This is a genomic window from Vitreoscilla filiformis, assembly GCF_002222655.1.
Taxonomy (GTDB): Bacteria; Pseudomonadota; Gammaproteobacteria; order Burkholderiales; family Burkholderiaceae_C; genus Ideonella; species Ideonella filiformis.
Map to the genome: position 1 here is coordinate 1,508,755 of NZ_CP022423.1, position 23,589 is coordinate 1,532,343.

18 protein-coding genes are annotated in these 23,589 nt (G+C 64.6%); 5 read left to right on the plus strand and 13 right to left on the minus strand.

Going from position 1 to position 23,589, the window contains the following annotated elements; translation table 11 throughout:
* Nucleotides 1-164: 164 nt before the first annotated feature.
* Both VITFI_RS07175 and VITFI_RS07180 read right to left on the minus strand, forming a co-directional pair.
* Nucleotides 165-836 (minus strand): response regulator transcription factor, encoded by a 672-nt coding sequence (locus VITFI_RS07175; protein WP_232476682.1) that lies wholly within the window; start codon nt 834-836, stop codon nt 165-167.
* Complete coding sequence (locus VITFI_RS07180; protein ID WP_089416398.1) at nt 833-2,908, minus strand: PAS domain-containing sensor histidine kinase; 2,076 nt, start codon at nt 2,906-2,908, stop codon at nt 833-835. Before VITFI_RS07180 ends, VITFI_RS07175 begins: the two co-directional genes overlap by 4 nt.
* 141 nt (nt 2,909-3,049) lie before the next feature.
* Here VITFI_RS07180 and VITFI_RS07185 point away from each other — a divergent pair, with 141 nt between their 5' ends.
* The 4 genes from VITFI_RS07185 to VITFI_RS07200 all read left to right on the plus strand — a co-directional run bounded on the left by VITFI_RS07185 (nt 3,050) and on the right by VITFI_RS07200 (nt 7,207).
* Nucleotides 3,050-5,380 carry an NADP-dependent malic enzyme gene (locus VITFI_RS07185; protein ID WP_089416399.1) on the plus strand — a complete coding sequence of 777 codons (2,331 nt, stop codon included), beginning with the start codon at nt 3,050-3,052 and terminating at the stop codon, nt 5,378-5,380.
* A 111-nt stretch (nt 5,381-5,491) separates the two neighbouring features.
* Nucleotides 5,492-5,944, plus strand: coding sequence for a ribonuclease (locus VITFI_RS07190; protein ID WP_232476684.1), 453 nt, complete (start codon nt 5,492-5,494; stop codon nt 5,942-5,944).
* Nucleotides 5,945-6,011: 67 nt separating this feature from the next.
* The gene (locus tag VITFI_RS07195) at nt 6,012-6,569 is read left to right on the plus strand and encodes a barstar family protein (RefSeq protein WP_089416401.1); all 558 of its coding nucleotides are present in this window, start codon (nt 6,012-6,014) and stop codon (nt 6,567-6,569) included.
* A gap of 119 nt (nt 6,570-6,688) precedes the next feature.
* Complete coding sequence (locus tag VITFI_RS07200; RefSeq protein WP_157725591.1) at nt 6,689-7,207, plus strand: Lcl C-terminal domain-containing protein; 519 nt, start codon at nt 6,689-6,691, stop codon at nt 7,205-7,207.
* Here the strand turns inward: VITFI_RS07200 and rsmA are convergent.
* The 3 genes from rsmA to VITFI_RS07215 are packed head-to-tail and all read right to left on the minus strand — an operon-like array spanning nt 7,176 to nt 11,577.
* Nucleotides 7,176-7,967, minus strand: a complete 792-nt coding sequence (gene rsmA / locus VITFI_RS07205; protein ID WP_089416403.1) for a 16S rRNA (adenine(1518)-N(6)/adenine(1519)-N(6))-dimethyltransferase RsmA — start codon at nt 7,965-7,967, stop codon at nt 7,176-7,178. The genes VITFI_RS07200 and rsmA overlap by 32 nt on opposite strands.
* Nucleotides 7,964-9,271, minus strand: coding sequence for a peptidylprolyl isomerase (locus tag VITFI_RS07210; protein WP_089416404.1), 1,308 nt, complete (start codon nt 9,269-9,271; stop codon nt 7,964-7,966). The genes rsmA and VITFI_RS07210 overlap by 4 nt, the downstream gene beginning before the upstream one ends.
* A complete protein-coding gene (locus tag VITFI_RS07215) occupies nt 9,268-11,577 on the minus strand; it encodes an LPS-assembly protein LptD (protein WP_157725592.1) in 2,310 nt (769 codons plus the stop codon). Before VITFI_RS07215 ends, VITFI_RS07210 begins: the two co-directional genes overlap by 4 nt.
* 203 nt (nt 11,578-11,780) lie before the next feature.
* On the opposite strand from VITFI_RS07215, the gene VITFI_RS07220 reads away from it, so the two are divergent.
* On the plus strand, nt 11,781-12,854 hold the full coding sequence (locus tag VITFI_RS07220) for an aminoglycoside phosphotransferase family protein (protein ID WP_089416406.1): 1,074 nt from the start codon (nt 11,781-11,783) through the stop codon (nt 12,852-12,854).
* Here VITFI_RS07220 and VITFI_RS07225 read toward each other — a convergent pair.
* The 8 genes from VITFI_RS07225 to VITFI_RS07260 all read right to left on the minus strand — a co-directional run bounded on the left by VITFI_RS07225 (nt 12,839) and on the right by VITFI_RS07260 (nt 23,575).
* A complete protein-coding gene (locus VITFI_RS07225; protein WP_089416407.1) occupies nt 12,839-14,134 on the minus strand; it encodes a multifunctional CCA addition/repair protein in 1,296 nt (431 codons plus the stop codon). The two genes, VITFI_RS07220 and VITFI_RS07225, sit on opposite strands and share 16 nt — an antisense overlap.
* 66 nt (nt 14,135-14,200) lie before the next feature.
* Nucleotides 14,201-15,169, minus strand: a complete 969-nt coding sequence (locus VITFI_RS07230) for a complex I NDUFA9 subunit family protein (protein WP_089416408.1) — start codon at nt 15,167-15,169, stop codon at nt 14,201-14,203.
* A complete protein-coding gene (locus VITFI_RS07235) occupies nt 15,166-17,235 on the minus strand; it encodes a lytic transglycosylase domain-containing protein (protein WP_089416409.1) in 2,070 nt (689 codons plus the stop codon). Before VITFI_RS07235 ends, VITFI_RS07230 begins: the two co-directional genes overlap by 4 nt.
* Before the next feature lie 253 nt (nt 17,236-17,488).
* Nucleotides 17,489-18,271: a M48 family metallopeptidase gene (locus VITFI_RS07240; protein WP_089416410.1), complete on the minus strand. Its 783-nt coding sequence runs from the start codon at nt 18,269-18,271 to the stop codon at nt 17,489-17,491.
* 5 nt (nt 18,272-18,276) lie between these two features.
* Complete coding sequence (locus VITFI_RS07245) at nt 18,277-19,029, minus strand: lysophospholipid acyltransferase family protein (protein WP_198301662.1); 753 nt, start codon at nt 19,027-19,029, stop codon at nt 18,277-18,279.
* 28 nt (nt 19,030-19,057) lie between these two features.
* On the minus strand, nt 19,058-19,669 hold the full coding sequence (gmhB, locus tag VITFI_RS07250) for a D-glycero-beta-D-manno-heptose 1,7-bisphosphate 7-phosphatase (RefSeq protein ID WP_089416411.1): 612 nt from the start codon (nt 19,667-19,669) through the stop codon (nt 19,058-19,060).
* 31 nt (nt 19,670-19,700) lie between these two features.
* Nucleotides 19,701-21,842, minus strand: coding sequence for a glycine--tRNA ligase subunit beta (gene glyS, locus VITFI_RS07255; RefSeq protein WP_089416412.1), 2,142 nt, complete (start codon nt 21,840-21,842; stop codon nt 19,701-19,703).
* Nucleotides 21,839-23,575: an ATP-dependent nuclease gene (locus VITFI_RS07260; RefSeq protein WP_089416413.1), complete on the minus strand. Its 1,737-nt coding sequence runs from the start codon at nt 23,573-23,575 to the stop codon at nt 21,839-21,841. The genes glyS and VITFI_RS07260 overlap by 4 nt, the downstream gene beginning before the upstream one ends.
* Between the last annotated feature and the right edge of the window lie 14 nt (nt 23,576-23,589).

Below are 23,589 nucleotides of genomic sequence, written 5' to 3' on the forward strand. Positions count from 1 at the left end.
TGTCTATAACTTGAAGTTATTCGGCTTGTTCTGCGGCAAAAACTTCGGTGCAAAGCTTGCCGAAACGCTTCCGTTCTTGCGGCTTCAACCCGCCAAGTTGGGCCAGAAGAGAGGGGGCTGTGTGGGTTTTGGTCGATGCGACCACATCATGCATGTGAGAGCCGTCACACCCCCCGCAGCAAATTCGCCAACTCCACCGCCGAGCGCACATTCATCTTCTCAAACACCCGCGCCCGATGAACCTCCACGGTGCGCACGCTGATGTCCAGCGCATCGGCGATCAGCTTGTTGGGCCGGCCTTCGATCACCAAGCGCATCACGTCGCGCTCACGGTCGGTCAGCTCGTCCAGGGCGTGGCGCAGGGTGCGCTGGGCTTGGCGTTCGGCCAGCACGCTTTCACTTTGGATCAAGGCTTGTTGAACCCGATCGACCAAAGCGTTGTCCGAAAACGGCTTCTCCACAAAATCGAACGCCCCTTGCTTGACCGCCGCCACCGCCGTCGGCACATCCCCATGACCGGTGAGAAAAATCACCGGCAGCACCTGCGCCAGCCCCCGTTCCACCAACCGTTCAAACAACGCCAAACCGCTCATCCCGGGCATCCGCACATCCAGCAGCAAACACGACGGCGCCAACGGCCACGCCTGGGCACCATGCACCAGCCGCTGCGCCACCATCTCCTCGAACGCTTCCGCGTTGCCAAACCCCTCGGACACCAAACGGCGTGAACGCAGCAGCCAGGCCAGCGCGTCGCGCACCACGTCCTCGTCGTCCACCAAATACACCATGGGCAGGCCAAAACGGCCCGAAGCTGCGGGCGGGGAAGCGACGGTCATGAGGAGGCTGGTGCAGGGCGGTGAATCGGATCGGGAGCTGCGAGCGTAAACCGGAACACCGTCCCGGGGCAGGGGGATGAGCCCGAAGTCTCCGCCGGGCCAAAGTCCAACGCCCCGCCGTGCTGCTCCACCACCGTGCGGCACAAAGACAGCCCCAACCCCATGCCCTCCGTTTTGGTGGTGAAAAACGGTGTGAACAACTGCGCCGCCACGTCGGGCGCGATGCCATGGCCCGCATCGATGATTTCAAAACACACCCGCCGCGCCGCCGCATCCGGCGTGACGCGCAAGCGCAGCACGCGGGCGGCCAATGGCGTGTCGCGCTCCATGGCTTGGATGCCGTTGCGCGTCAGGTTGAGCAACACCTGTTCGACCATGGTGCGATCCGCCAGCACACGCGGAATCGGCCGGGCGATTTCCACCTCCACTCGCGTGCCACTCTTGCGCGCTTGCAGCCGCACCAAGGGCAACACCGCTTCGATGAGCTGATCAACCGCCAGCACCTCCCGCGCATGTTCCCGCCGCCGCACAAACCCATGCACGCTTTTGATGATGCGCCCGGCCCGCTCGGCCTGCTCGGCGATGCGCTCCAGGGCTTGGCGCAACAAAGGGGGCAACTCTGGGTCGTGCGGTGAATCGGCCAGCAAGTTCAGCGAACCTGCGGCATAACTCGCCATCGCCGCCAGCGGTTGATTCAGTTCATGGCTGAGCAGCGAGGCCATCTCGCCCACCGTGGCCAGCCGGGCTGTGGCCTGCAACCGCTCTTGCTGCTGGCGCGACAGTTCTTCCATGCGCCGCTCGGCGCTCACGTCGAGGATGGCACTCATCCAACCCGCATGGCGCCCCAAACGATCGAACATCGGCGCTTCGTAAATCATCACCGGGAAGCGTTCGCCGTTGTGACGCACGAACACCGTTTCGAACCCCTGACGCTGTGGCGAGGGCGAATCGGCGGGCGGCAAGGTCAGGCGCTCGGCTTGGCGCTGACGGTAGTTGTCGGCATGCTCGGGAGGCCAGTAAGGGGGCGCATCGCTGCCGATCAAGCTGGACGCCGGCCAGCCCACCATCTGGCAAAACGCCGGGTTGACGTAGGTGACGCGCCCCTGCACATCCCGCGCCCGCAAACCCGTGACGAGGGAATCCTCCATCGCCAGCGCTTCGGCCAAAGCCTGCTCGGCTTGGGAGCGGCGGCGCATGTCCCACGCCAGCACGCCCACCAGCCCCAGCAAGCCCAGGGACAGCCCCAGCACCAACGCCGTGGCCAAGTTCGGAATCCACCCCGGATGACCTTGGATGGAATCGGCTCGCAGCAACAACGGATTGCCCGGCACATCCACCAAGCGGGTGCCCTGGTACACCCCCAAGCCGCGCACGCTGCCGGCGCGCACCAAGCGCGTGCCATCGGGTTCGATGAGCGAAAACTCGTGGTGTTGCGCATCCGTGCTGCGGCTGGCTTCCTCCAACAAAGTGCCCAGCCCGAGGGTCAGCACCATCACGCCGCCGCTGGCGCTGGCGGGGGCCAGCGGGATGCACACATCCAACACTTCCACCCCGACGCCATCGGCCTGGGGCACGAAGTAAGAGCGCGAATACGCCGGCGCCAGCGTGCGCAGCGCGTGCGCGCAAGCACTGAGCAGCTCAATCTCCAGCGAGGGCCGCGCAATGTGGGCAAACAGCGGCGGCCCGCTCCAGGTCGCATCGACAGCAGCGCGCAGGTTCAACCGCTCGTCACGCCGCTCCAAACGCAACATGCCGCGATGCTGGCGCAGCAGCGTCGCCGCCGATTCGCGCCACTGCGGCAGCGGCGGTTCGTTCCACATCAAAGATTGGGCGCTTTGCTGGGCGCGCAACATGAGCCGGCGCAGTTCGTTGGCGGCGCTGGCGGCGGTGGCTTCGGCCTGGTCTTGCGTGCGGGTGGCTTCGTGGCTGCGCGTCAGCCGCACCAAGGCCGACTGCGCCACCAACAACAGCGCCACCAACGCCCCCCACAGCAACCATCGTGTGCGGCGCCGAGGCCGCCAGGGGGGCGAAGGAGTGTCCAAAGGGGAAGGGGCTGCGGGCACGTCGGTCATGTGGGGAGTATCGACCGGGGGCTGGGGGAAGATACGCATTACCGCGCATGTGCGCCGCCCACAGGCGCGGCACACTCTGTCGCCAAGCTGACTCCTAGAATCGATGCCCCCTCACCCGGTTGCCACGCATGTCATTCGTCGATGGCGGCCTTTTCTCCTCCTCCAAGGATCGCGATGCCCAACACGCCTGAAGAAAAGCGCGCCGAGTTGCGCCGTGCTGCACTCGAATACCACGAGTTCCCGACGCCCGGCAAGATCGAAGTCAACGCCACCAAGCAGCTCATTAACCAGCGCGATCTGGCCTTGGCCTACTCCCCTGGTGTGGCCGCTGCTTGCGAGGAGATCGTCGAAGACCCGGCCAACGCTTTCCGCTACACCTCACGCGGCAACCTCGTGGCGGTGGTGACCAACGGCACCGCCGTGCTCGGTCTGGGTGACATTGGCCCACTGGCCGCCAAGCCGGTGATGGAAGGCAAGGGCGTGCTGTTCAAAAAGTTCGCTGGCATCGACGTGTTCGACTTGGAAATCAAGGAAAACAACCTCGACAAGCTGGTGGACATCATCGCCGCGCTGGAACCCACCTTCGGCGGCATCAACCTCGAAGACATCAAGGCGCCGGATTGTTTTTACGTCGAGCGCAAGCTGCGCGAGCGCCTCAGCATCCCTGTGTTCCACGATGACCAGCACGGCACGGCCATCGTTGTCGGTGCGGCGCTGCTCAACGGCCTGAAGGTGGTCGGCAAGAACATCAAACAGGTCAAGCTCGTTTCCTCCGGCGCTGGCGCTGCGGCGCTGGCTTGCCTGAACTTGCTGGTCAAGCTCGGCCTGCCGCGTGAAAACATTTTCGTCACCGACCTGGCTGGCGTGGTTTACAAAGGCCGCGTCGAGCTGATGGATCCGGACAAGGCCGAGTTTGCCCAAGACACCCCGCACCGCAGCCTGCGCGAAGCCATTGCCGGCGCGGACATCTTCTTGGGCCTGTCGGCTGGCGGCGTGCTGAAGCCCGACATGGTGGCCAGCATGGCGGAAAAACCGCTGGTGTTCGCCCTGGCCAACCCGACGCCGGAAATCATGCCGGAAGAGGTCAAGGCCGTGCGCGACGACGCCATCATGGCCACCGGGCGCACGGACTACCCCAACCAAGTGAACAACGTCCTGTGTTTCCCGTACATCTTCCGGGGCGCGCTGGACTGCGGTGCCACGACGATCACCGACGAGATGGAGATTGCCGCCGTTCACGCCATCGCCGAACTGGCCCAGGCCGAGCAGAACGACGTGGTGGCCGCTGCTTACGCCGGCCAGAGCCTGAGCTTCGGCCCGGATTACCTCATCCCGAAGCCGTTCGACCCGCGTTTGATGATGCAAATCGCGCCAGCGGTGGCCGAAGCGGCGCAAGCGTGCGGCGTGGCCACGCGCCCGATCGCCGACTTTGACGCCTACCGCGAGAAACTGCACGCCTTCGTGTACGCCTCGGGCACCATCATGAAGCCGATTTTTGCTGTGGCGAAGAAGGCCAAAGCCAAGCGCGTGGCGTTTGCCGAAGGCGAAGATCGCCGCGTGCTGCGCGCACTGCAAGTGGTGGTGGACGAAGGTTTGGCGCGGCCCGTGTTGGTGGGGCGTCGGGTGATCATCGCCAAGCGCGTGGAGCAAATGGGCTTGCGCTTGCAAGAGGGGCGCGATTACGAAGTCATCAACATTGACGACGATCCGCGTTACCGTGACTTCTGGCAAACCTACCACCGCATGATGGAGCGCCGAGGTGTGACCGAGCAGTTCGCCAAAATCGAAATGCGCCGGCGCCTGACGCTGATCTCCAGCATGCTGCTGCACAAGGGCGATGTGGACGGCATGATCTGCGGCACCTGGGGCTCACCCACCATGCACCTGCACCACATCGATGCGGTGATCGGCAAGCGGGCGGGCGTCAAAACCTACGCTTGCATGAACGGGTTGATGTTGCCGGGCCGCCAAGTATTCTTGGTAGACACCCACATCAACTACGACCCGACAGCCGAGCAACTGTGCGAAATCACCATCTTGGCCGCCGAGGAAATGCTGCGCTTCGGGATTCAGCCCAAGGCGGCGTTGCTGTCACACTCGAACTTCGGTTCGGCGGACACCCCCAGCGCGGTGAAAATGCGCCAGACGCTGGCCCTGGTGCGCGAGCAGGCCCCCTGGCTGGAAGTGGACGGCGAAATGCACGGTGACACCGCTCTGGACGCCGCCGCTCGCGCCGAACTCATGCCGCGCAGCACGCTCAAGGGCGAAGCCAACCTGCTGGTGCTGCCCAACATGGACGCGGCCAACATCAGCTACAACCTGCTGAAGACCGCCGCCGGCGGTGGCATTGCGATTGGGCCGGTGTTGCTGGGCGCTTCGCAGCCGGTACACATCCTGACGCCGTCGGCCACGGTGCGCCGCATTGTCAACATGACGGCGCTCACCGTCGCGGACGCCAACGCCAGCCGCTGATCCCCAGGATCGGGGGGCGTTATCGAGCCAATTGCCTGTTTTTAAGGCAATTGGCTTGTGGTTTCACACCCGATGGGCTACGATCGTGGTTTACGTCTTCAGGGTAAACCCGTGGCTCGCTCTTTTTCCTGGCCGCTGTTAGGCGTGCTGGGTCGGCTCTTGCAACCTGTGGCACGCGGCGCGTTGGTGGCAACTGTGACCATCTCAGCGAGTGTGTGGAGTGTACCTGCACTGGCGCGTGAGCCGTTGCCGGCCGTTGAAGCTGAAGCAGCGTTGCCCGTTGTCACCTGGGCGGAGCTGCCCAGCCAAGCGCGCAAAACCTACCGTTTGATTTTGGCCGGAGGGCCGTTTCCCTACGAGAAGGACGGGACGGTTTTTGGCAATCGCGAGCGCTTGTTGCCGCGCAAACCACGAGGCCATTATCGCGAGTACACCGTGCCGACGCCGGGTTCGCGAGATCGCGGTGCGCGGCGCATGGTCTGTGCGGGGGAAGTGCCTAAAGAGCCCGAGGCGTGCTTCTACACCGAAGACCACTATGCGAGTTTCCGGCGCGTGGCGCCCTAGGAAACCGGTGGGCAGTCCCCAGATTCTTAAATCAAGCGAGCTCTTTGAACACAGGAGGTACGCGACCATGCAATTGCAATCCGTCCGTCCCAACATCGTCCAGGCCATCCGTGCTTATCGGGTGGACGACCTGCTGCGGGCTGCGCAAGACGCCGGCCAACATTTTCTCTACGCCAACCTGACCGAGGCCCAGTCCAAGCAAGATGTGCTGGAGACCATCGCCACGTCGTTTCTGTTTCCGGCCCACTACGGCAAAAATCTGGACGCGCTCTACGATTGCATGACCGACTTGGTTCACAAAGCCGGATCGCAGCCCGGTTTCGTGGTGGTGTTGGAGCAAATCCCCGATAACGCCAAGTTTGACCGCGAAGCCCGCGAACAACTGCTGGATGTTTTCCGTGATGCGGCCGATTTTTGGGCCGAACGCAAAATCGCTTTCCGCTGTTTTTATTCGTTTGCCGTGGCGCGCTCGCAAGAGAACGGCACCTGGGAACGTGAAACCGTGCCGGAAAAGCCCATCTCGAAAGCCAGCGCCAAAAGCGGGTTCAACCCCAACTTTGGCACCAACATGTCGATGATGAGCAGCGCCTTCGACACGGCCATGTGGCTCAACGCGGCTGCTTGAGCGTCTGAACCCTGGGAATTTGATCTGCCCCACAGGTTCAAAATCCGAAAGGTCTACGCTGGCTCTGGTTGGGGTTCAACTCACTGGAGTCAGCGATGAAAACAGCACGAAAAGTTTGGATGTCTCGCGTGATGCACGGCGCGGCCATGCTGGTTTTGCTGGGTGGCGGGTTCGGTGGGACGGCACAAGTTCAGGCCCAAGACACGGCGCAAGCCACCCCGCTCAAACGCTACGTGTACGTCGCGGGCGGGGCCCAGGTGAAAGACACCCGCACCGGGCTAACGTGGCAGCGGTGTTCTGTGGGCCAGGTGTGGCGCCAGCGCACTTGTGTGGGAGAACCCACCAAGCTGCGGTATGACGACGCCATCGCGCTGGCTGAACAAACCCCCGGCTGGCGCTTGCCCCAGGTGTACGAACTGGTCAGCTTGGTGGATTACAGCCGCTACGATCCTGCGATCGATCTGAAGGCGTTCCCGACCACGCCTGCCTATTACTACTGGACGGCCACCATCGTTGCCGAACACCCCACTTACGCCTGGGATGTGAACTTCGACAGCGGGGACGTGACCCAGAGCGGGCTGGTGCAGGAGAGCTACGTTCGGCTGGTCAAGGCGTCAAGCACCCCGCCAAAGCGGTGAACTCTGCCACGGGCACTTCCTCGGCACGGCGCTGCAAGTCGAACGTGTGCGCGATGCCTTGCTCATCCAGCCAGCGCCCCAGGCTGTGCCTCAGCAGCTTGCGGCGCTGCGAGAACGCCACGGTCATCATGGTTTCGAAGCGCGCTGCGTCCAGCGCGGCGGGTTGAGCCCAGGGAATCATGCGCACCACCGCCGAATCCACTTTGGGCGGTGGATCGAACGATTCGGGCGGCACGTCCAGCACCGACTCGATGTGGTAGCGCCATTGCAACATCACCGACAGGCGGCCATACACCTTGCTGCCCGGCTCGGCGGCCATGCGATCGACCACTTCCTTTTGCAGCATGAAATGCTGATCCTCGATCCGATCGGCCCAAGGCAGCAAGTGGAACAGGATCGGCGACGAGATGTTGTAAGGCAGGTTGCCCGCAATGCGCAGCTTGCCCCCGCTGGGGCACAGCGTGTCGGCCAGCGCGCCGAAGTCCACCTTGAGCACGTCCGATTCGATCACCCGCAGGCCGGGTTCACGGCGCAACCGCTCGGCCAGATCACGATCGAGTTCGATCACGGTCAGCGGATCGCAGTGGGCGCGCAGCGGGCGTGTCAGGGCCCCCAGGCCGGGGCCGATTTCGATCAGCGCTTGGCCATGTTGTGGTTCGATGGCCCGCACGATGCCGTCGATGATGGCGCCATCGGTCAGAAAATTCTGGCCAAAGCGTTTGCGGGCGTGATGGTCGCTGCCAGCGGCACCTCGGCTCATAGGGGGGGGTCTCGCAGTTCAATATAGGCGCGTGAGCGCAACTCGTCGATCCACTCGGCGTAGGTTTGGCCGAATTTGCGTTCGCGCACGGCGTTGCGCGCCTGTTCGCGCACTTGGCGGGGGTCTAGCGCCACCTGGCGCCGATCCACGACTTGGATCAGATGCACCCCAAAGCGCGACAGCACCGGTGCCGAAACACCACCGACGCCCAGCGCATTCATGGCTTTCTCAAACTCCGGCACCAGTTGGCCCGGCGACAGCCAGCCCAAGTCACCACCGCGTGCGGCGCTGCCGTCTTCCGAATACTGCTGCGCCAGTTGCTCGAAGCTGCGCTTGCCCTGGGCCACTTGATCCCGGAACTCACCCATGCGGCGCACCGCCTCGTCACTGGACAACCCCGCTGAGGGGCGCAACAGGATGTGGCGTGCCCGTGTTTGCGTCACATTGAGCGCGCTTTCACTTTGGCGCGCCAGCAACTTGAGGATGTGGAACCCTGCCGAGCTGCGCACCACACGCGGGCTGAATTGCCCGACAGCCAAATTGCGGACGGTGTCCACAAACACGTCGGGCAGGCGGCTGCTGGGGCGCAAGCCGATCTCTCCGCCTCGGCTGCGTTCCATGCCTTCGGACAGCTCTTTGGCCAAGCGGTCGAAAGGCTCGCCACTGCGCAAGCGGGCCAGGGTCATGTCCACCAGGGCTTGGCGCTGGGCCACGGTGGCGGCATTGGCCCCCTCCGGGACGCTGACAAAAATCTGGGCGATGTTGAGTTGTACCTCGCCGGAGACCTGGGTGCGTTGTTCGCCCAGAAATGCATCCACGTCGGCTTCACTGACGCGGATGCGAGGCAACACATCGCGTTCACGCACGCGGTCGGCCAGCAGTTGATCACTCAGGTTGGCGCGGAAGCGGGCGAAGTCCATCCCTTCAGCGCGCAGCCGCTCGCGCAGCGCCTCGACGGTGAGTTGGTTCACGCTGGCGATGGTCTGAACGTTGCGATCCAGTTCGGTTTCGTCGATGCGCACCCCGGTTTCCCGGGCGTGGGTGATGACCACCCGCTCGTCGATCAGCGAGGACAGGGCTTGCTGGTACAGCGCTGCATCGCCCGGGACGGTGGTGCGGGCGTTGCGCATCTCCTGGGCCATGCGCACTGCGCGCTGTTCCACTTCCTTGTGGGTGACCACTTCGGCATTGACCACCGCCACGATGTAGTCGGCGGTGCGAACGGGGGTCTGGGCCTGCGCGGACAAAGCCGCTGCCAAGCACAGGGCCGGCCACAGCCGGCGCGCGTGTTTTCGCAGATTCATGGGGAGTCGTTGTCTCGCAGCAGGCGGTAGCCGGGAATGTTGTCTTTGAGGGTCTGCAAAGGGTTGGTGCCCAGGCGAGACAGCCCGACCAACTCCAGTTGCAGCATCACCCGTGTGGTGGCGCCGGTGCTGCCGGTGGTCACCCGCTGCGCCACAGCGCGCATGATCCAGCAGCCAGCGTCGTACTCAATGCCGGCCAGGGAGTCGGCCAGGCGGCTGTCGCGCATGTTGTAACTCACCCGGCCGATGCCATAGAGCACCCGCTGGCAACCGCCCGAACCCGCCCCCGGATCGCCCCGGTAGATCGGCCACTGCCACGCCAATTCGGTTTGTTCGGTCAGTTGCCGGGTGTAGCGGTAGGTGGCGGCCAAGGTGTGGAAGGGCGCGGGCTGGTAGCGCACAGAAGCCAGGGTGCGCACCGGACGCTTGAAATCGAAGTCGTACTGCAACGCCGAGTCGGCATACCAGTGCGGGTGGAGGCGCCCGGAGGCGAACAGCAAAATGTCCGAAAAATTGCTTGAACTGTTGCCGTTGCTGCCGGTGGCGGTCAGGCGCTGGGGGCGGAACAGGTAACGCTGGGCGGCACCAAAGCGCAGCACTTCGACCCCGTTTTGCCGATCCAGCAAGCGGCTGGTGGCGCCGAAGGTGACTTGGTTGGCGTCCGAAATGCGGTCGATGCCGGTGAAGGCGTTGTCGGCGTAAATCGAGACGGCGTTGAAGTCGCTGACGGCGGTGTCGAACAGCGGCAAGTCGTCTTGGGGGCGGTAGGGGGTGTAGACGTAGTGGATGCGGGGCTCCAGCGTCTGCACCATCGACTGGCCGAACGGCGTGGCGTCCCGCTCAAAACGCAACCCGGCATCCATGCTGAACGTCGGGACGTTGCGCTGGCGGGTGAGGTTGATGGGGCGGCCCAAGGGCACCCCATCGTCACGGGTGATCAGGTCACTCTCGGCTTGTTTGATGTAGTGGTAACGGTAGCTCGCTTGGTTCAGGCTCAGTTGCGGGGTGAACCACGCCCAGCCGTTGTCCCACGGGCGCGAGATGCTTTGCGTCAGGTGCAAACGCCGGCCTTCCTGGGGCAGGGTTGGGGTGTTGAGAACGCCGGTGGGCAGCAGGGCGCCCTGGGTGAAGTGGTTGGCTTCGGCTTCAGCGTTGTAGCGCAGGCCCCATGGCCCTTCAACCTGGGCACGCAACCCGATCTGAGGTTGGCGTTGGTAGGGCGGGGTGATCCACGCGCTGCTGTCTTGCAGCACCTGCCAAGTTTGCACCCGGGCGTAGCTTTCGAGGGCCACGAAGCGATCCACTTGCCAAGCCCCCTGCGTCCAGACTTGGCGGGGCAACAGCCGGGGGGTCAGGCTGGGCAGATAGTCGCTGAAGTCCTTCCAGTAGGCATCGTCTGAGGCGTGTTCGCTGTGCATGCCGTAGCGCAGCCCCAGCGCGGGCAGCTCACCTTCGTGTTCCAACAGGGTGCTGTAGCGTTCGCGCTCTTGCACACGGTCATTGGGGAGCAGGTGGTATTCCAGGCGCCCAGCGTTGCGTTCCAGCAAATAACGGAAATCGCCACGCAAGCCGCTGCCGCGTTTGGTGGACACCTCCGGGGCCAGCGTCGCATCCAAGTTGGGGGCGATGCGCCAGTAGTACGGCACGCTGATGGCGGCCCCGGCGGTCGTGTCGATGCTCAACGAGGGCAGCAGCCACCCGGACTTGGGCGCATCCGTGGCCGGGAAACTCAACACCGGCAACGCCAGAATCGGGGTGCCCAAAAAGCGCAGCACCGCGCCTTCGGCCCGGCCTTCGTTGTGTTCGAAGTCCAGGCTGAGGTGGTCCATGCGCAGCACCCAGTCCGGTTCTTCGCCGGCGGGGCGGTCGCAACTGCTGTAGGCCACCTCGTTGGCAGACAAACTGCGCGTGCCATCGAAAGCCAAGTCCCGGGCTTGCCCCCCTGCCTGAGCGCGGCTGAGGCGAAAACGCGGGGCTTGCAGCTCGCCACGCTGGGTGTTGAGCACGTAGGAGGCTTGTTCGCTGTCGAACTGGTTACCGCCTTGGGTGATGTGAACCTGGCCCTGGGCAATGACCCGATCCTGCTCATGCAGGTAACGCAGCCGGTCGGCTGTCAGGGTCAGGCCGGCGCGGCGCAGTTCCACCGCCCCATCGGCCAGCGTTTCTTGGGCCAACTGGCTGCGCAGTGAGCTGGCTTGCAGTTCGACAGGGCTGTTCGGATCCTCAGGCTCCGTGGCCGGAGGGCGTGCCCGCTGCGAAGGATCCGGCGTACACGAGAGCGCATTGGCTTGGGCCCAAGTTGCCATCGAAGCCAGCACGCCGATGCTGACCGCACGCAGCAGCAGAGGCGGTCGAGGGCCTGCCTGGCGGTGGCGTGCAGGGGCGGGAAAGGACTCGGACACAAGACGACAAATGAGAGCTGGCATGGTAACGGCCGCGTCGTCTGGCCGGTCATCGATAAAATTTTCGAATTATCCACGAGGCTTGTTGGCCCATTCGGCCTATTTCCATGACCACTCCTTGCTCCACCGCCGTCACCACGCCCGACACCCTCGCCTGGCCCGATCCAGCCCGCCGTGTCGCCTTCGAACAGTGGTTGGCGCCACTGGTGAGCCCGCATGGCCTGTGTCCCGACACCTTGGCCCCCGCCTCTGCCGATGCCAGCTTCCGGCGTTACCTGCGCTTGGCCACCACGGCGGGCGGCAGCGTGATCGTCATGGATGCGCCGCCCGCTCACGAGGACGTGCACCCTTTCTTGCACGTCGCTGGGTTGATGCACGCGGCGGGTTTGCAGGCGCCACGCATCTTGGCCGCCGACGAAGCGCAAGGCTTTTTGCTGCTTGAAGACCTGGGCCAACAGCTCTACTTGGACGCGCTGCAAGCCGATGGCCGAGCGCAAGCCGAGCCGCTGATGCGCCAGGCGGTGGCCGCGCTGGTGCAGTGGCAACGCGGCGTCAACCCGATCAGCCTGCCGCCCTACGACGAAGCCTTGTTGCGCCGCGAGCTGGCGCTGTTTTCCGAGTGGTGCGTGCAGCGTGAGTACGGCGTGAGCTGGACGCCGGTTCAACAAGCCCACTGGCAGCGCCTGTGCGACAAACTGGTGGCCAGCGCCCTGGCGCAGCCGACAGTGGCGGTGCATCGGGACTGGATGCCCCGCAACCTGATGGTGACCCCGCAAGGCGTGGGCATCCTGGATTTTCAAGATGCGGTGTGCGGCCCGATCAGTTACGACGTGGCCTCACTCCTGCGCGATGCATTCCTCTCGTGGGAAGAAGAACAGGAAATTGATTGGGCCGTGCGTTACTGGAGCAGCGCCCGCAAGGCCGAGCTGGACGTGCCCGACGATTTCGGTGAGTTCTGGCGCCAAATCGAGTGGATGGGCTTGCAGCGCCATCTCAAAGTCATGGGCATCTTCTGCCGGCTCAAGCACCGGGACGGCAAACCCAAATACGCCGAAGATTTGCCCCGCTTCTTCACCTACGCCGTCAAGGTAGCGAACCGCTACATCGAGCTCAAACCGCTGATTCCGCTGCTCGAAACCCTGGTCGGCCCGCTGACGGCCACCGCTTACTCGCTGCGCTGAGCCGGTGCTTCGGCCAGCGCTTGGGCGATGGCTTGAGCACGCGCTTTGTGAATCGCTTGGGCAATGGCCTCCCCCTTGGCACCCCGAGCGATGGCCGCCGCCGCAATCGGTGCGGTGGGCAGCGCCGCTGCCACGGCGAAGGCCCGTTCTAAACGGGGGCGGCTGCGGTAGGGCTGTTCCTCAAAACCCAGGCGCCCGCGTGCGTCGGCTTCGCAGGTTTGCAGGGCTTCATGGAAACGCTGTGGGCGGCGGAAAGCGTCGCAGCGTTCTATCAGGCGCAGCAGGGCGGCGGCGTCGAAGTCGGCGGCGCGATGGATGTTGCTGTGTTCATGCGCCACCAGCAGCGCCAACTCCGCACAGTCGTTGGGGATGCGCAGCCGCTGCACCACGCGGCGGGTGAGCTGTTCGCTGCGGTTTTCATGGCCGAGGTGGCGCGGCAGGATGTCGGCGGGCGTGTTGCCTTTGCCCAAATCGTGGCAGAGACAGGCAAAGCGCACGCTCAGGGGCGCTCCCATGCGCACCGCTTGACTGAGCACCATCATGGTGTGAATGCCGGTGTCCACTTCGGGGTGGTAATCGGCGCGCTGGGGCACGCCCCAGAGACGGTTCAATTCCGGCCACAAGCGCTGCAAGGCACCACAGCGGCGCAGCACCTCGAACATGCGGGCGGGCTGGGCCTCCATCAAGCCTCGGGCCAACTCTTGCCACACCCGTTCGGGCACCAGGGCATCGACCTCGCCAGCAGCCACCATGTCGCCCATCAGCGCCTCGGTTTCCGGCGCGACGACAAACTCCGGAAACCGCGCCGCAAACCGCGCCAAACGCAGGATGCGCACCGGATCTTCCGCAAAAGCCGGGCTGACGTGGCGCAGCACTTTGGCTTGTAAATCCTGCTGGCCGCCATAGGGGTCGATCACGGGGGCTTGCTCGCTGTGGGGCGGGGCGGCCATGGCGTTGATCGTCAAATCGCGGCGCAACAGGTCGTCTTCCAAGCGCACTTCTGGGGCGGTGTGGAACACAAAACCGTGATAACCCGGCGCGGTTTTGCGTTCGGTGCGGGCCAGGGCATATTCCTGCCGCGTCCACGGGTGGAGAAACACCGGGAAATCTTTGCCCACAGGTTGAAATCCGGCGGCCAGCATGGCTTCCGGGGTGGTGCCGGTGACGACCCAATCTTGATCGGCATAAGGACGCAGCCCCAGCAAGCGATCACGCACAGCGCCGCCCACCAAGTAGGCGGTTGCACCAGCAGGCAACAGTAATTCAGCAGTGTGTGCCATGACGAAACAGGCAAGCGCCAACGGTGGCGCCCGCTCGCACAAAGGAATGCAACAGGTGTGCCGGGGCTACCAGTGCCGGGCGCGCCAGGCGTCCAGACGGGCACATCGCAGCGGCTGGCCCAAATAGGTGGCCGCCACAGCCTCGACGGAGGCCGGAGTCAGCCCAAGCGAGCTTAAGCCGGGCAGCATGCCGTTGGCGACGTTGGGGATTTGCATGGAGGCCAGGTTGTCCCGCGTCATCAGCGGCTCGCCGGGCAGGCATTCCATGGCCCACGCTTGCAGGGTGGCCAGCGAGTCGGGCAACGGCAGGATCGGGCGCGGATGGCCGCTGAGTTGCCCCGCCAGCGCCACCAGTTCGCGCAGGGTTTTGACTTCGGGGCCAGCACACTCGATCGTTTGGCCGATGGTGTCGGGCCGCGCCAGGCTGGTGATGATGGCGCGGGCCACGTCCTCCACCCACACGGGTTGGAAGCGTGCCGACGCCCCCGCCAGCGGCACCAGCGGCGCCAGCGCTTGCAGTTGGGCGAACAAGTTGAGGAAGCGATCCCCAGCGCCAAAAATCACCGATGGACGCAGGACAGTCACCTCCAAACCGCTGTCCCGCAGCACGGCTTCGCCCCGGGCTTTGCTGCGCAGGTAGTGCGAGGGCGCATCCGGGGCGACCCCGAGCGCGCTGACGTGAATCACCCGCCGCACCCCCGCCGCTTGGCAGGCAGCCACCAACCGGCGTGGCAGGCCCACATGCACGGCTTCGAAGGCTTCGGGGCTGCCATGCAGGATGGCCACGAGGTTGACCACCGCGTCGCAGCCTTGCAGGAGTTGAACCAGGGTGGCATCGTCATGCAGGTCGGCGCGTACCAAGTCGACCGAGGGCAGCATCTGCACACTGGCCACCCCGGCGCCGGTGCGCCGTGTGGGCACCCGCAAGCGCGCACCCGCCGCTGACGTGGGAGGCTGGCGCGTCCAAGTCTCACACAGCGACCGGCCCACAAAGCCGGTGCCACCGAGGATCAGCAACGGGTTTTGGCGTGTCATGGCAAGTCCGTGGGGGAGGAGGGGTTGGGGGTTTTGGGATCGCGTGGGCCGACGCTGTGACCCAAGCGCGCCTTGAGCGAAGCCGGCTGACCCGTGACCAGCGCGGCGTAAATGGTGGCGTTGGCCAGCACTTTTTTCACATAGTCGCGGGTTTCGGCAAAGGGCACGTTTTCGGCCCAGATGGCCGTTTCGATCAGCGGGCCATTGCGCCACTTGCGTGGTCGGCCAGGGCCAGCGTTGTAGGCGGCGGCGGCCAGGGCTTGCAGGCCGTCTTGATCGTCCAGCACCAATTTGAGGTAGGCGGTACCGAGCTTCAGGTTGGTGTCGCGCTCGGCGATCATGTCCGGACGAAACTCGGTCATGCCGATGCGCTTGGCTGTCCATTTGGCGGTGGCGGGCATCACCTGCATCAGCCCTGAGGCGCCCACATGTGAGCGCGCATCCATGACGAAGCGCGATTCCTGCCGAATCAACCCATAAACGTACGCCGGATCGAGGCCGATTTCCCGCGTGCGGTTCATGACCTCGTTGCGCAGTGGCATGGGGTAGCGCTGGGCGAGGTCGATTTCGGTGCGGGTGCGCTCGCTGGTGTTGATGCAGCGATCCCAGACCTCGCGTTCGCACGCGAGTTGCGCAGCGGCCAGCAGCTCACGATCCTTCATGCCGATGAGGTGGAAGTTCCACTCGCGCACACCCTCGGCCCGCAGTCCGGCGGCGATGAGTTGCAAGGCCCGTTGCAATCCGGGATGGCGCTGCGCCATTTCGCGTTCTGCAACGGAAGGGGCCGTCGCCCGTGCGGGCAAGGCCAGCGGGTTGCCCAAATCTTCGGCGGCGAGCATGCCGTAAAAGTGCAGCGGGCTGGTGGCCAAGGCACTCAGAATGCTCCGTGCCTGTGCGCGCTGCGCTTCACCCGCACCGCCAGCCGGAGCCAAGCCTTGCAGCGCCCGGGCTCGCCAATACTGCCAGGTCGGGGAGGGGCGCTCGGCAGGGCTCATCGCATCGACGGCCTGCAACACCAGGCGCCAGCGTTCCCCGCCTTGACCCAATCGCAGCGCGGCGCGGGTGTGCCAAGCCAAAGTCTCGTCGTTCCAGCCGATGCCGGGTTGGGTGGGGCTCAACGCTCGCCAAGCGGTTTGCACCCATTCGAGCGCTTGGGGGCGCAGGGCTTGGGCGCCTTGCCGGGCCACCAGGCCCCAGGCCCAACTGTGCAATTCCACACTCAACACGTTGCCCCACTCGCCTTGCAGCAGGTTGGCGGCTTCGGTGGTGTCGATCAGGGCTTGCCGGGCCACTGCCAGGGCGATGAGCATCTGTGCTGGCGGCATGGCAGCCCGCTGGCGGGCCGTGAGCCAGCGCACGGGTTGATCCAGCGCTTCGGCCACGGCCTTGCCGGTGGCTTCACCTAACAGGTTGGCGGTTTGGCGCGCCAGGCGCAACCGGTTGTCCTCGACCGCGTGGCGAATTTTTTGCCACACCACGGGCTCCGCCAGTGCGTTGGTGCCATACAGGGTTTGGCCCAGCAGTTGACAGCCTTCGTCGGTGTCGCGCTGGCCCAGCCAAGCGGCTTGGGCGGCTTCCAGCGTCGTTTGTGCGGGACGGGTGTTGCCTTGGAGCAAGGCCACGTAGGCATAACAGGCGACCTCGCGGTCATCGTTCATGCGAAAACGCGGGTGCTCGCGCTGGAATGTTTCCCAGTCGCGGCGGCGGCCAAGCACCAGCAGCCAGTCGTTACGCAGACGATCCTCGACGTACGTGCCGGGCCAGCGGGCCAGGATGGCGTCCACCTCCTCGGCGCGAGCTTCCTTGAGGCGCAGGCTGATGTCCCAGTAATCCACCCACGACGCGAGGGGGTGCTGGCTGTTTTGCGTGGCCTCACGCAAGGCAGCCAAGCGCACGCGATCCTTTTTGCCGAAGGCTTCACGGGCTTGGCGGATGGGCAAATCGGGGTCGGGTGGGGTCTCTGGCGCGGCCAGACAGGCCAGGGAGATCGTCAGGCTGAACAGCCCGGCTCCCAGGCGGCGAACCCAGCGGGCACTGGGCGATACAAAGAATCCTTGGGCAGACATATGGGCACTGTACCGCAGGGAAAACACGGACGCCTTCCCAAAGAAACAGGCCGGTCAGTTTTCACTGACCGGCCTGCCGACACGGGCGCGCAGCCCTAACTCTCCCTTTTTATGACCACCGTTGCGAACAACAGCGATGACAGCGCGTGAGATGAACTGTGCCGGCTTTACCCCCATCCTCCTATCAGACAAAAGGGGGGTGATGTGACGTAACTCATTGATTGAGCGAGTGTCTCAAAATGTAACGCAGCGACTAACGCCACCAAGCAGGGCGTTTTTGACGCAGCGCCGCCTGGCAAGCTGCCGCATCAGGCACCTGCGAATGCACCCAGGCCCAGAACGCGGGGCCATGATTCATCTCGCGCAAATGGGCCAATTCATGCACAACCACGTAATCCAGCACAGCCAAAGGGAAATGCAGCAAGTGCCAATGCAGGCGGATCACCCCCTGACTGGTGGCGCTGCCCCAACGGGTGCGGGCCGAGGTCAAGGCCACACGCGTGGGCTGTACGCCCAGCCGTGGCGCGTAGTGGGCGCAACGCTGCTGAAACACCGCCAGGGCCTGCAATTGAAGCCAGCGTGCGGTGGTTTGGCGCACGGCCTCTGGCGGGCTGTCGGGGGCGAGCCGCAGGCGCAGGGGTTGCTCCGATGGCAAAGGGCCTGCCAGTTGGGTGTGCAGGGCCGGCCCGGTGCTGCACCGCACTGTCGGATCGAGGTGGAGCACCAGATGACCCCCCAAGCAGGGCAGGCGGGTGCCCGGGCCCCAGTCCAGGTGCTCATGGGCTTGTTGGCGCTGGCGCTCGTGGCGTTGCAGCAGTTTGGCCAAAATCCAGCGGGCTTTGGCTTGGAGTGCGTGCTCGATGTCGTGTGGCCGGGCGCGCAGGGGCGCACTGACACACAACCCTTGGTCGTCCACGCGCAAACCCAGTGTGGTGCGTGCGGAGCGGCGCAGGTGGTAGGCCACCTCGGTGGTGCCCAGCATCACCCGATGCGTGGCCTCAGGGTGTGAGAAAGCATCGGGCCAAGGCGCGGCCATGGGGGTCAGGCGGGAGGGAGGTAGGCGTCGGGGTCGAGGCGGCGCATTTCGGCTTCGATCCAGCGTTCGACTTCGCGCATCAGCTCATCCGGACGCCGTCCTTGGCTGGGGATGGCCGGGCCGATGGAGACATCGATCACCCCCGGACGCGGCAAAAAACTCTTGCGCGGCCAGCAGCGCGCCGAGGTCACGGCGATGGGCACCACCGGGACACCCGCCGCGATGGCCAAGCGCGAGGCCCCGCTCTTGTATTCCCCTTGGGCACCGCGTGGTGTGCGGGTGCCTTCCGGGAACATGATCACCCAACTGCCTTGTTTCATAAGGCGCTGGCCTTGTTCAGAGACTTTGCGCCACGCTTCGCTGCCTTTGCCCCGGTTGATGTGAATCATGTCGAGCCGGCCAATGGCCCAGCCGAAAAACGGGATCCACAGCAGTTCACGCTTGAACACGTACGCCAGAGGGTGGGGCATGATGGCCGGAAACGCGAAAGTCTCCCAGGCGGATTGGTGTTTGGGTGCCAACACCACCGCAGCGGTGCCGTCGGCGGCGCTGGGTACGTTGCTCAGGCCGTGAACCCGGTAGCGCACGCCGCAGAAGACCTGGGCCCCCCACACCGCCGTGGCCAACCAGCCCACGCACACCCGGTACAGCCGCTGGCTGTTGACCAGCGGTGCCAGCGCCACCACCACCAAGGCCCAAGGGACGATGGTGAGGAGCATCCATAAAAAAAACAGCGCGGAGCGCAGAGCCGCGATCATGGTGTGTCAAAAATGAGTTGAAAGGGGCTCAGGCCCGAGAGAACGCAGTGGCCGGGTCGCGGCGCAACAAGTGCTCGGCGAAGGCGGCCAGATGGTCATGAATGTGCGCGCCGGGGTAATCGACACGCCACTGCGCCAGCTCGTCGGCGCTGGCGTGGGCGGCACGGCCCGTGCGCACCAGATGGGGTTTGCAGCCCGCCGCGATGGCCGCCCCCAGGTCACGCGGGGTATCGGCGACCATGGGGACGGTGGCCAAATCCACGCCGTAACGCCGGGCGATGTCTTTCATCATGCCAACGCCCGGTTTGCGGCAGTCGCAGTGTTCTTCGGGGGCGTGGGGGCAGAAGAACACCGCGTCGATGCGCCCGCCCTTGCTGGCCAGCAATTTCATCATGTGCAGATGCACGGCGTTGACGCTGGCCATGTCCACCAACCCGCGCCCGATGCCGCCTTGGTTGGTGGCGATGACCACATGCCAGCCGGCGTGGTTGAGCTTGGCCACCGCTTCCAGGGCGCCGGGCAGCGATTCCCACTCGGCCGGGTCTTTGACATGGCCTTCGCGGAAACGGTTGAGGATGCCGTCACGCCCCAAAATGATGAGGCGCGGCGCTTGGTTGGCGGTGTGGCGCGAGGTCGGCATGGTCAGCGGGCTAGCAAGTGGCGGGCCGGCTTCAGGCGGCCAGGCGGGCCAAATCGGCCACCCGGTTCATCGCCGCGTGCAACTGGCCCAACAAGGCCAGGCGGTTGGCGCGCAAGGCGGCGTCTTCGGCGTTCACCATCACGCCATCGAAGAAGGCATCCACCGGCGTTTTGAGCGCCGCCAGGGCTTGGAGCGAACCGGCATAGTCATGCTGATCGAAGCGTGTGTCGGCCAGCGGCTTCACTTCGGCCAGGGCAGCGGCCAGGGCTTGCTCGGCGGCTTCCACCAGCAACTCGGCCTTCAGCTCGGTCGGCAGTGCGCCTTCGACCTTCTTCAAGATGTTGCCCACACGCTTGTTGGCGGCGGCCAGCGAAGCGGCTTCGGGCAAGGCGGCAAAAGCGCGCACGGCTTCCAGACGCTTGGGCACATCACCCAGGCGGGTGGGGTGCAGGGCGAGCACGGCGTCCACTTCCTGCGCGGTGTAGCCCTGTTCACGTAGGGCGACGGCCAGGCGGTCGGCGAAGAAGGTCAGCAGTGCGGGCGTCGGATCGGTGATGAGTTCACCGAAAGCGGGCACGGCGGCTTTGAGCAGCTCCGGCAGATCCAGCGGCAGGTTCTTTTCCACCAAGATGCGGATCACGCCCAGCGCATGGCGGCGCAGCGCGAACGGGTCTTTGTCGCCCGTGGGCAGTTGGCCGATGCCGAACAGGCCCACCAGGGTTTCGAGCTTGTCCGCCAGCGCCAGCACGGTGCCGGTGTGGTTGCGCGGCAGGGCATCGCCCGCAAAGCGCGGCTTGTAATGGTCTTCGATGGCAATCGCCACCCCGTCGCGCAGGCCTTCGTGGCGGGCGTAGTAGCCGCCCATGATGCCTTGCAGCTCGGGGAACTCGCCCACCATGTCGGTGAGCAAATCGGTCTTGGCCAAGAGGGCGGATTGCTGCACCTTGGAGTCCAGCACGTCAAACTCGTCTTTGGCGTCCACCGTGTAAGGCACGGTGGCCAGGCGCAATTGGTTCACGATGCTGTGCGCAATGGCGCGCACGCGCTCGGCGCGCTCGCCCTGGGTGCCCAGCTTGCCGTGATAAACCACCTTGGCCAGGCCGGGGATGCGGCTGGCCAGCGTCTTCTTGCGGTCTTGGTCGAAGAAGAACTTGGCGTCGGCCAAGCGCGGGCGCACCACGCGCTCGTTGCCACCGGTGACGGCGCTGGCGTCCGCCGGGGCGATGTTGCTCACCACCAGGAATTTGTGGGTCAGCTTGCCGTGGTCATCCAGCAGCGGGAAGTATTTTTGGTTGGCCTTCATCGTCAGGATGAGGCACTCCTGCGGCACAGCCAAAAACTCCGGCTCAAACTGGCAGGTCAGCACGTTCGGGCGCTCAACCAAAGCGGTGACTTCATCCAGCAGCGCATCGTCATCGATGGGCTTCAGGCCTTCCTTGGCGGCTGCCTGCTCCAACTGGCGCACGATTTCGGCACGACGCTCGGCAAAACTGGCGATCACGGCGCCTTGCTCGCGCAGTTGGGCGGCGTAGCTGTCGGCGCTTTCCACTTCCACCACGGCTTGCGCAGCTTCAAAGCGGTGGCCCAGCGTGCTGCGACCGGCTTGCAGGCCCAAGGTTTTTACCGGCACCACATCGCTGCCATGCAGGGCGATCAGGCGATGCGCTGGGCGCACGAACTTCACATCCGTCCAGCCGTCGGCCAGTTGGTAGGTCATCACCTTCGGGATGGGCAGCTTGGCCAGCGCCTCGTCCAGCGCTTTTTGCAGGCCCTCTGCCAGGCTGGCACCGGGCACGGTGGATTCCCAGAACAGCGCCTCGGCCTTGCCATCCTGCGCACGTTGCAGGTGGGGCACCACGGCAGCGTCCGCGCCCACCGAGGCCAGTTTCTTCAGCAGCGCCGGGGTGGCTTGGCCGTCGGCGGTCAGGGCCACGGCGACGGGCATGAGCTTGAGGCGCTGGGCGCGGTCGGCGGCCTTGGAGGCCACGTTCGCCACATGCACGCCCAGGCGGCGCGGCGAGGCATAGGCCGTCACAGCAGCGTCGGCAGCGGCCAGACCTTGGGTTTTGAGGCTGTCGGCCAGCACGCTGGCGAAGGCATCCCCCAGCTTTTTCAGGGCCTTGGGCGGCAGCTCTTCAACGAAGAGTTCAACGAGCAGGTTTTTGGTGGTCATAAAAAATCCGGCGTAATGGCCTGGGCAGCCACGTGGGCGATGGTATCCAGCACCGCTGGCACTTCAGGATCGATGGTGGCTGCGTCTTGAAAATCAATCAGGATGTAATAACTGCCTTTGCTGGGAATCACGGCGCCGGGCACCTTGCCAGCGTAGCGTTGCAGAATCTGCGGCAGCACCTGTTCACTGGCCTTGCGCTCAGGTGACCACACATCCTCTCCCAAAACAAGAACCGCTTGTTCCACTTCATGGATGGCGGCTTGCATGGCCCGCTCCCGTGCTGAGGCTTGCGCGTCATCCGTTCCATCGGCATGGGAGGTGCCCGCCTGTTGATGGCCACCCCATCCGGCACGCGCAAAAGCCAGCAAAACGGCGGGCTCGCTGAAGTAGTTTTCAATCTCACGGCGGCGCCAAGCTCGCTCGGTCAAACCCGGCTGTGAGCCCTGCGGGGGCAAGTCCATTCGATCAAACAAGCTGAGGCCGACCAAATGCGGGTTGGCTTCCCTCACCGCATTGAAATGATTCCTGGCCAGCGACGGCACGTTGGAATTCAGGTAGTGGACAAATGGCCGCGCCAGAACCTCACGGGCCGGATGGTTCAACCGCTCGGCCCAAGCTTGAAGGATGGACAAGTCTGTGCTGCCCTCCAAGTACAACACCCAGCCCTTTTGCTCGGCTTGGGTGTAGTGCTCAAAACCGTAATCTCGCAAGGACTTGAGCACCTGGGCACTGGCGCGCACGGTGTGTGGCCGCCCCACAAACGCCACCACCTGATCGCGTTGGATCGCTTCATTAAGCACCACTTCGGAGTGGCTGGCGCAGATGATTTGGCTGCCTTGGCGCCGGGCCAAGTCCACCAGCACTTGGTAGGTCTGGCGTTGGCGCAGGATCTCAAGGTGTGCGTCCGGCTCGTCCAGAAGCAGCACAGCCCCTGGCTTCCAATGCAAAAAAACCAAGAGCTGCAAGGTTTGCAGCATCCCGAGCCCAGCGGACGTGAGCGGCAGTTTGGGGCCGTCATCCTCGGCCTGATAGGCCAGCTCCAGCAAGCCCTGCGCTTCGATCAGCACGGGCTCCAGCAGCTTGACACCAAAAAGCGTGTGGATGGCCTGGCTGACCTGCTGCCAAGAGGCATCCTGCTTTTCCCATACGGCGTAGCACAGGTTGCGCAACACCTCACCACCGCGCCCGGCGTGGAGCAGGGCTTCGACCCGGCTCGGCAGAAACAAAGGCTCCTCGGCAATCAGCCCTGCGATGGGGGGCAAAAATGCCGGGCGGACACGCTGGTGCAGTTGCACAACCGCCGCCGCGTCATCCACCAAAAACGGGCGGCAGTTGAAGGATTCCTCATTGACATAGTCAATTTGAACCCCCAAGCGCCAGTCCACAGCCCCGTTGCGGCCCGTCAAAACGATCTCCACCACCCGCCCGATCATCCGTTCGGGGTTGGCCGGCGACGCGGCGCGCAATTGCTGGTTGCGCCACAGTCCATCCATGGCAGGAAGTGGCAAGACCGCCAAATCCTTGCGTCCGATGGGGACCGCTTTCGACGTTTGGGTTTGCGCACCACCGCACTTGGCCAACCAGTGGCGCAAACACGCGTCCCAGAGCGCCAGCGCTTGCAAAGCCGTGGTCTTGCCCGAGTTGTTGGGCCCAATCAACACCACGGCATCGCTCAAGTCGATGTCCACCGCCTCAAACCGTTTGAAGTTGCGGATGGTTAGTTGGGTCAGCATGGCGCCTGGCAGAC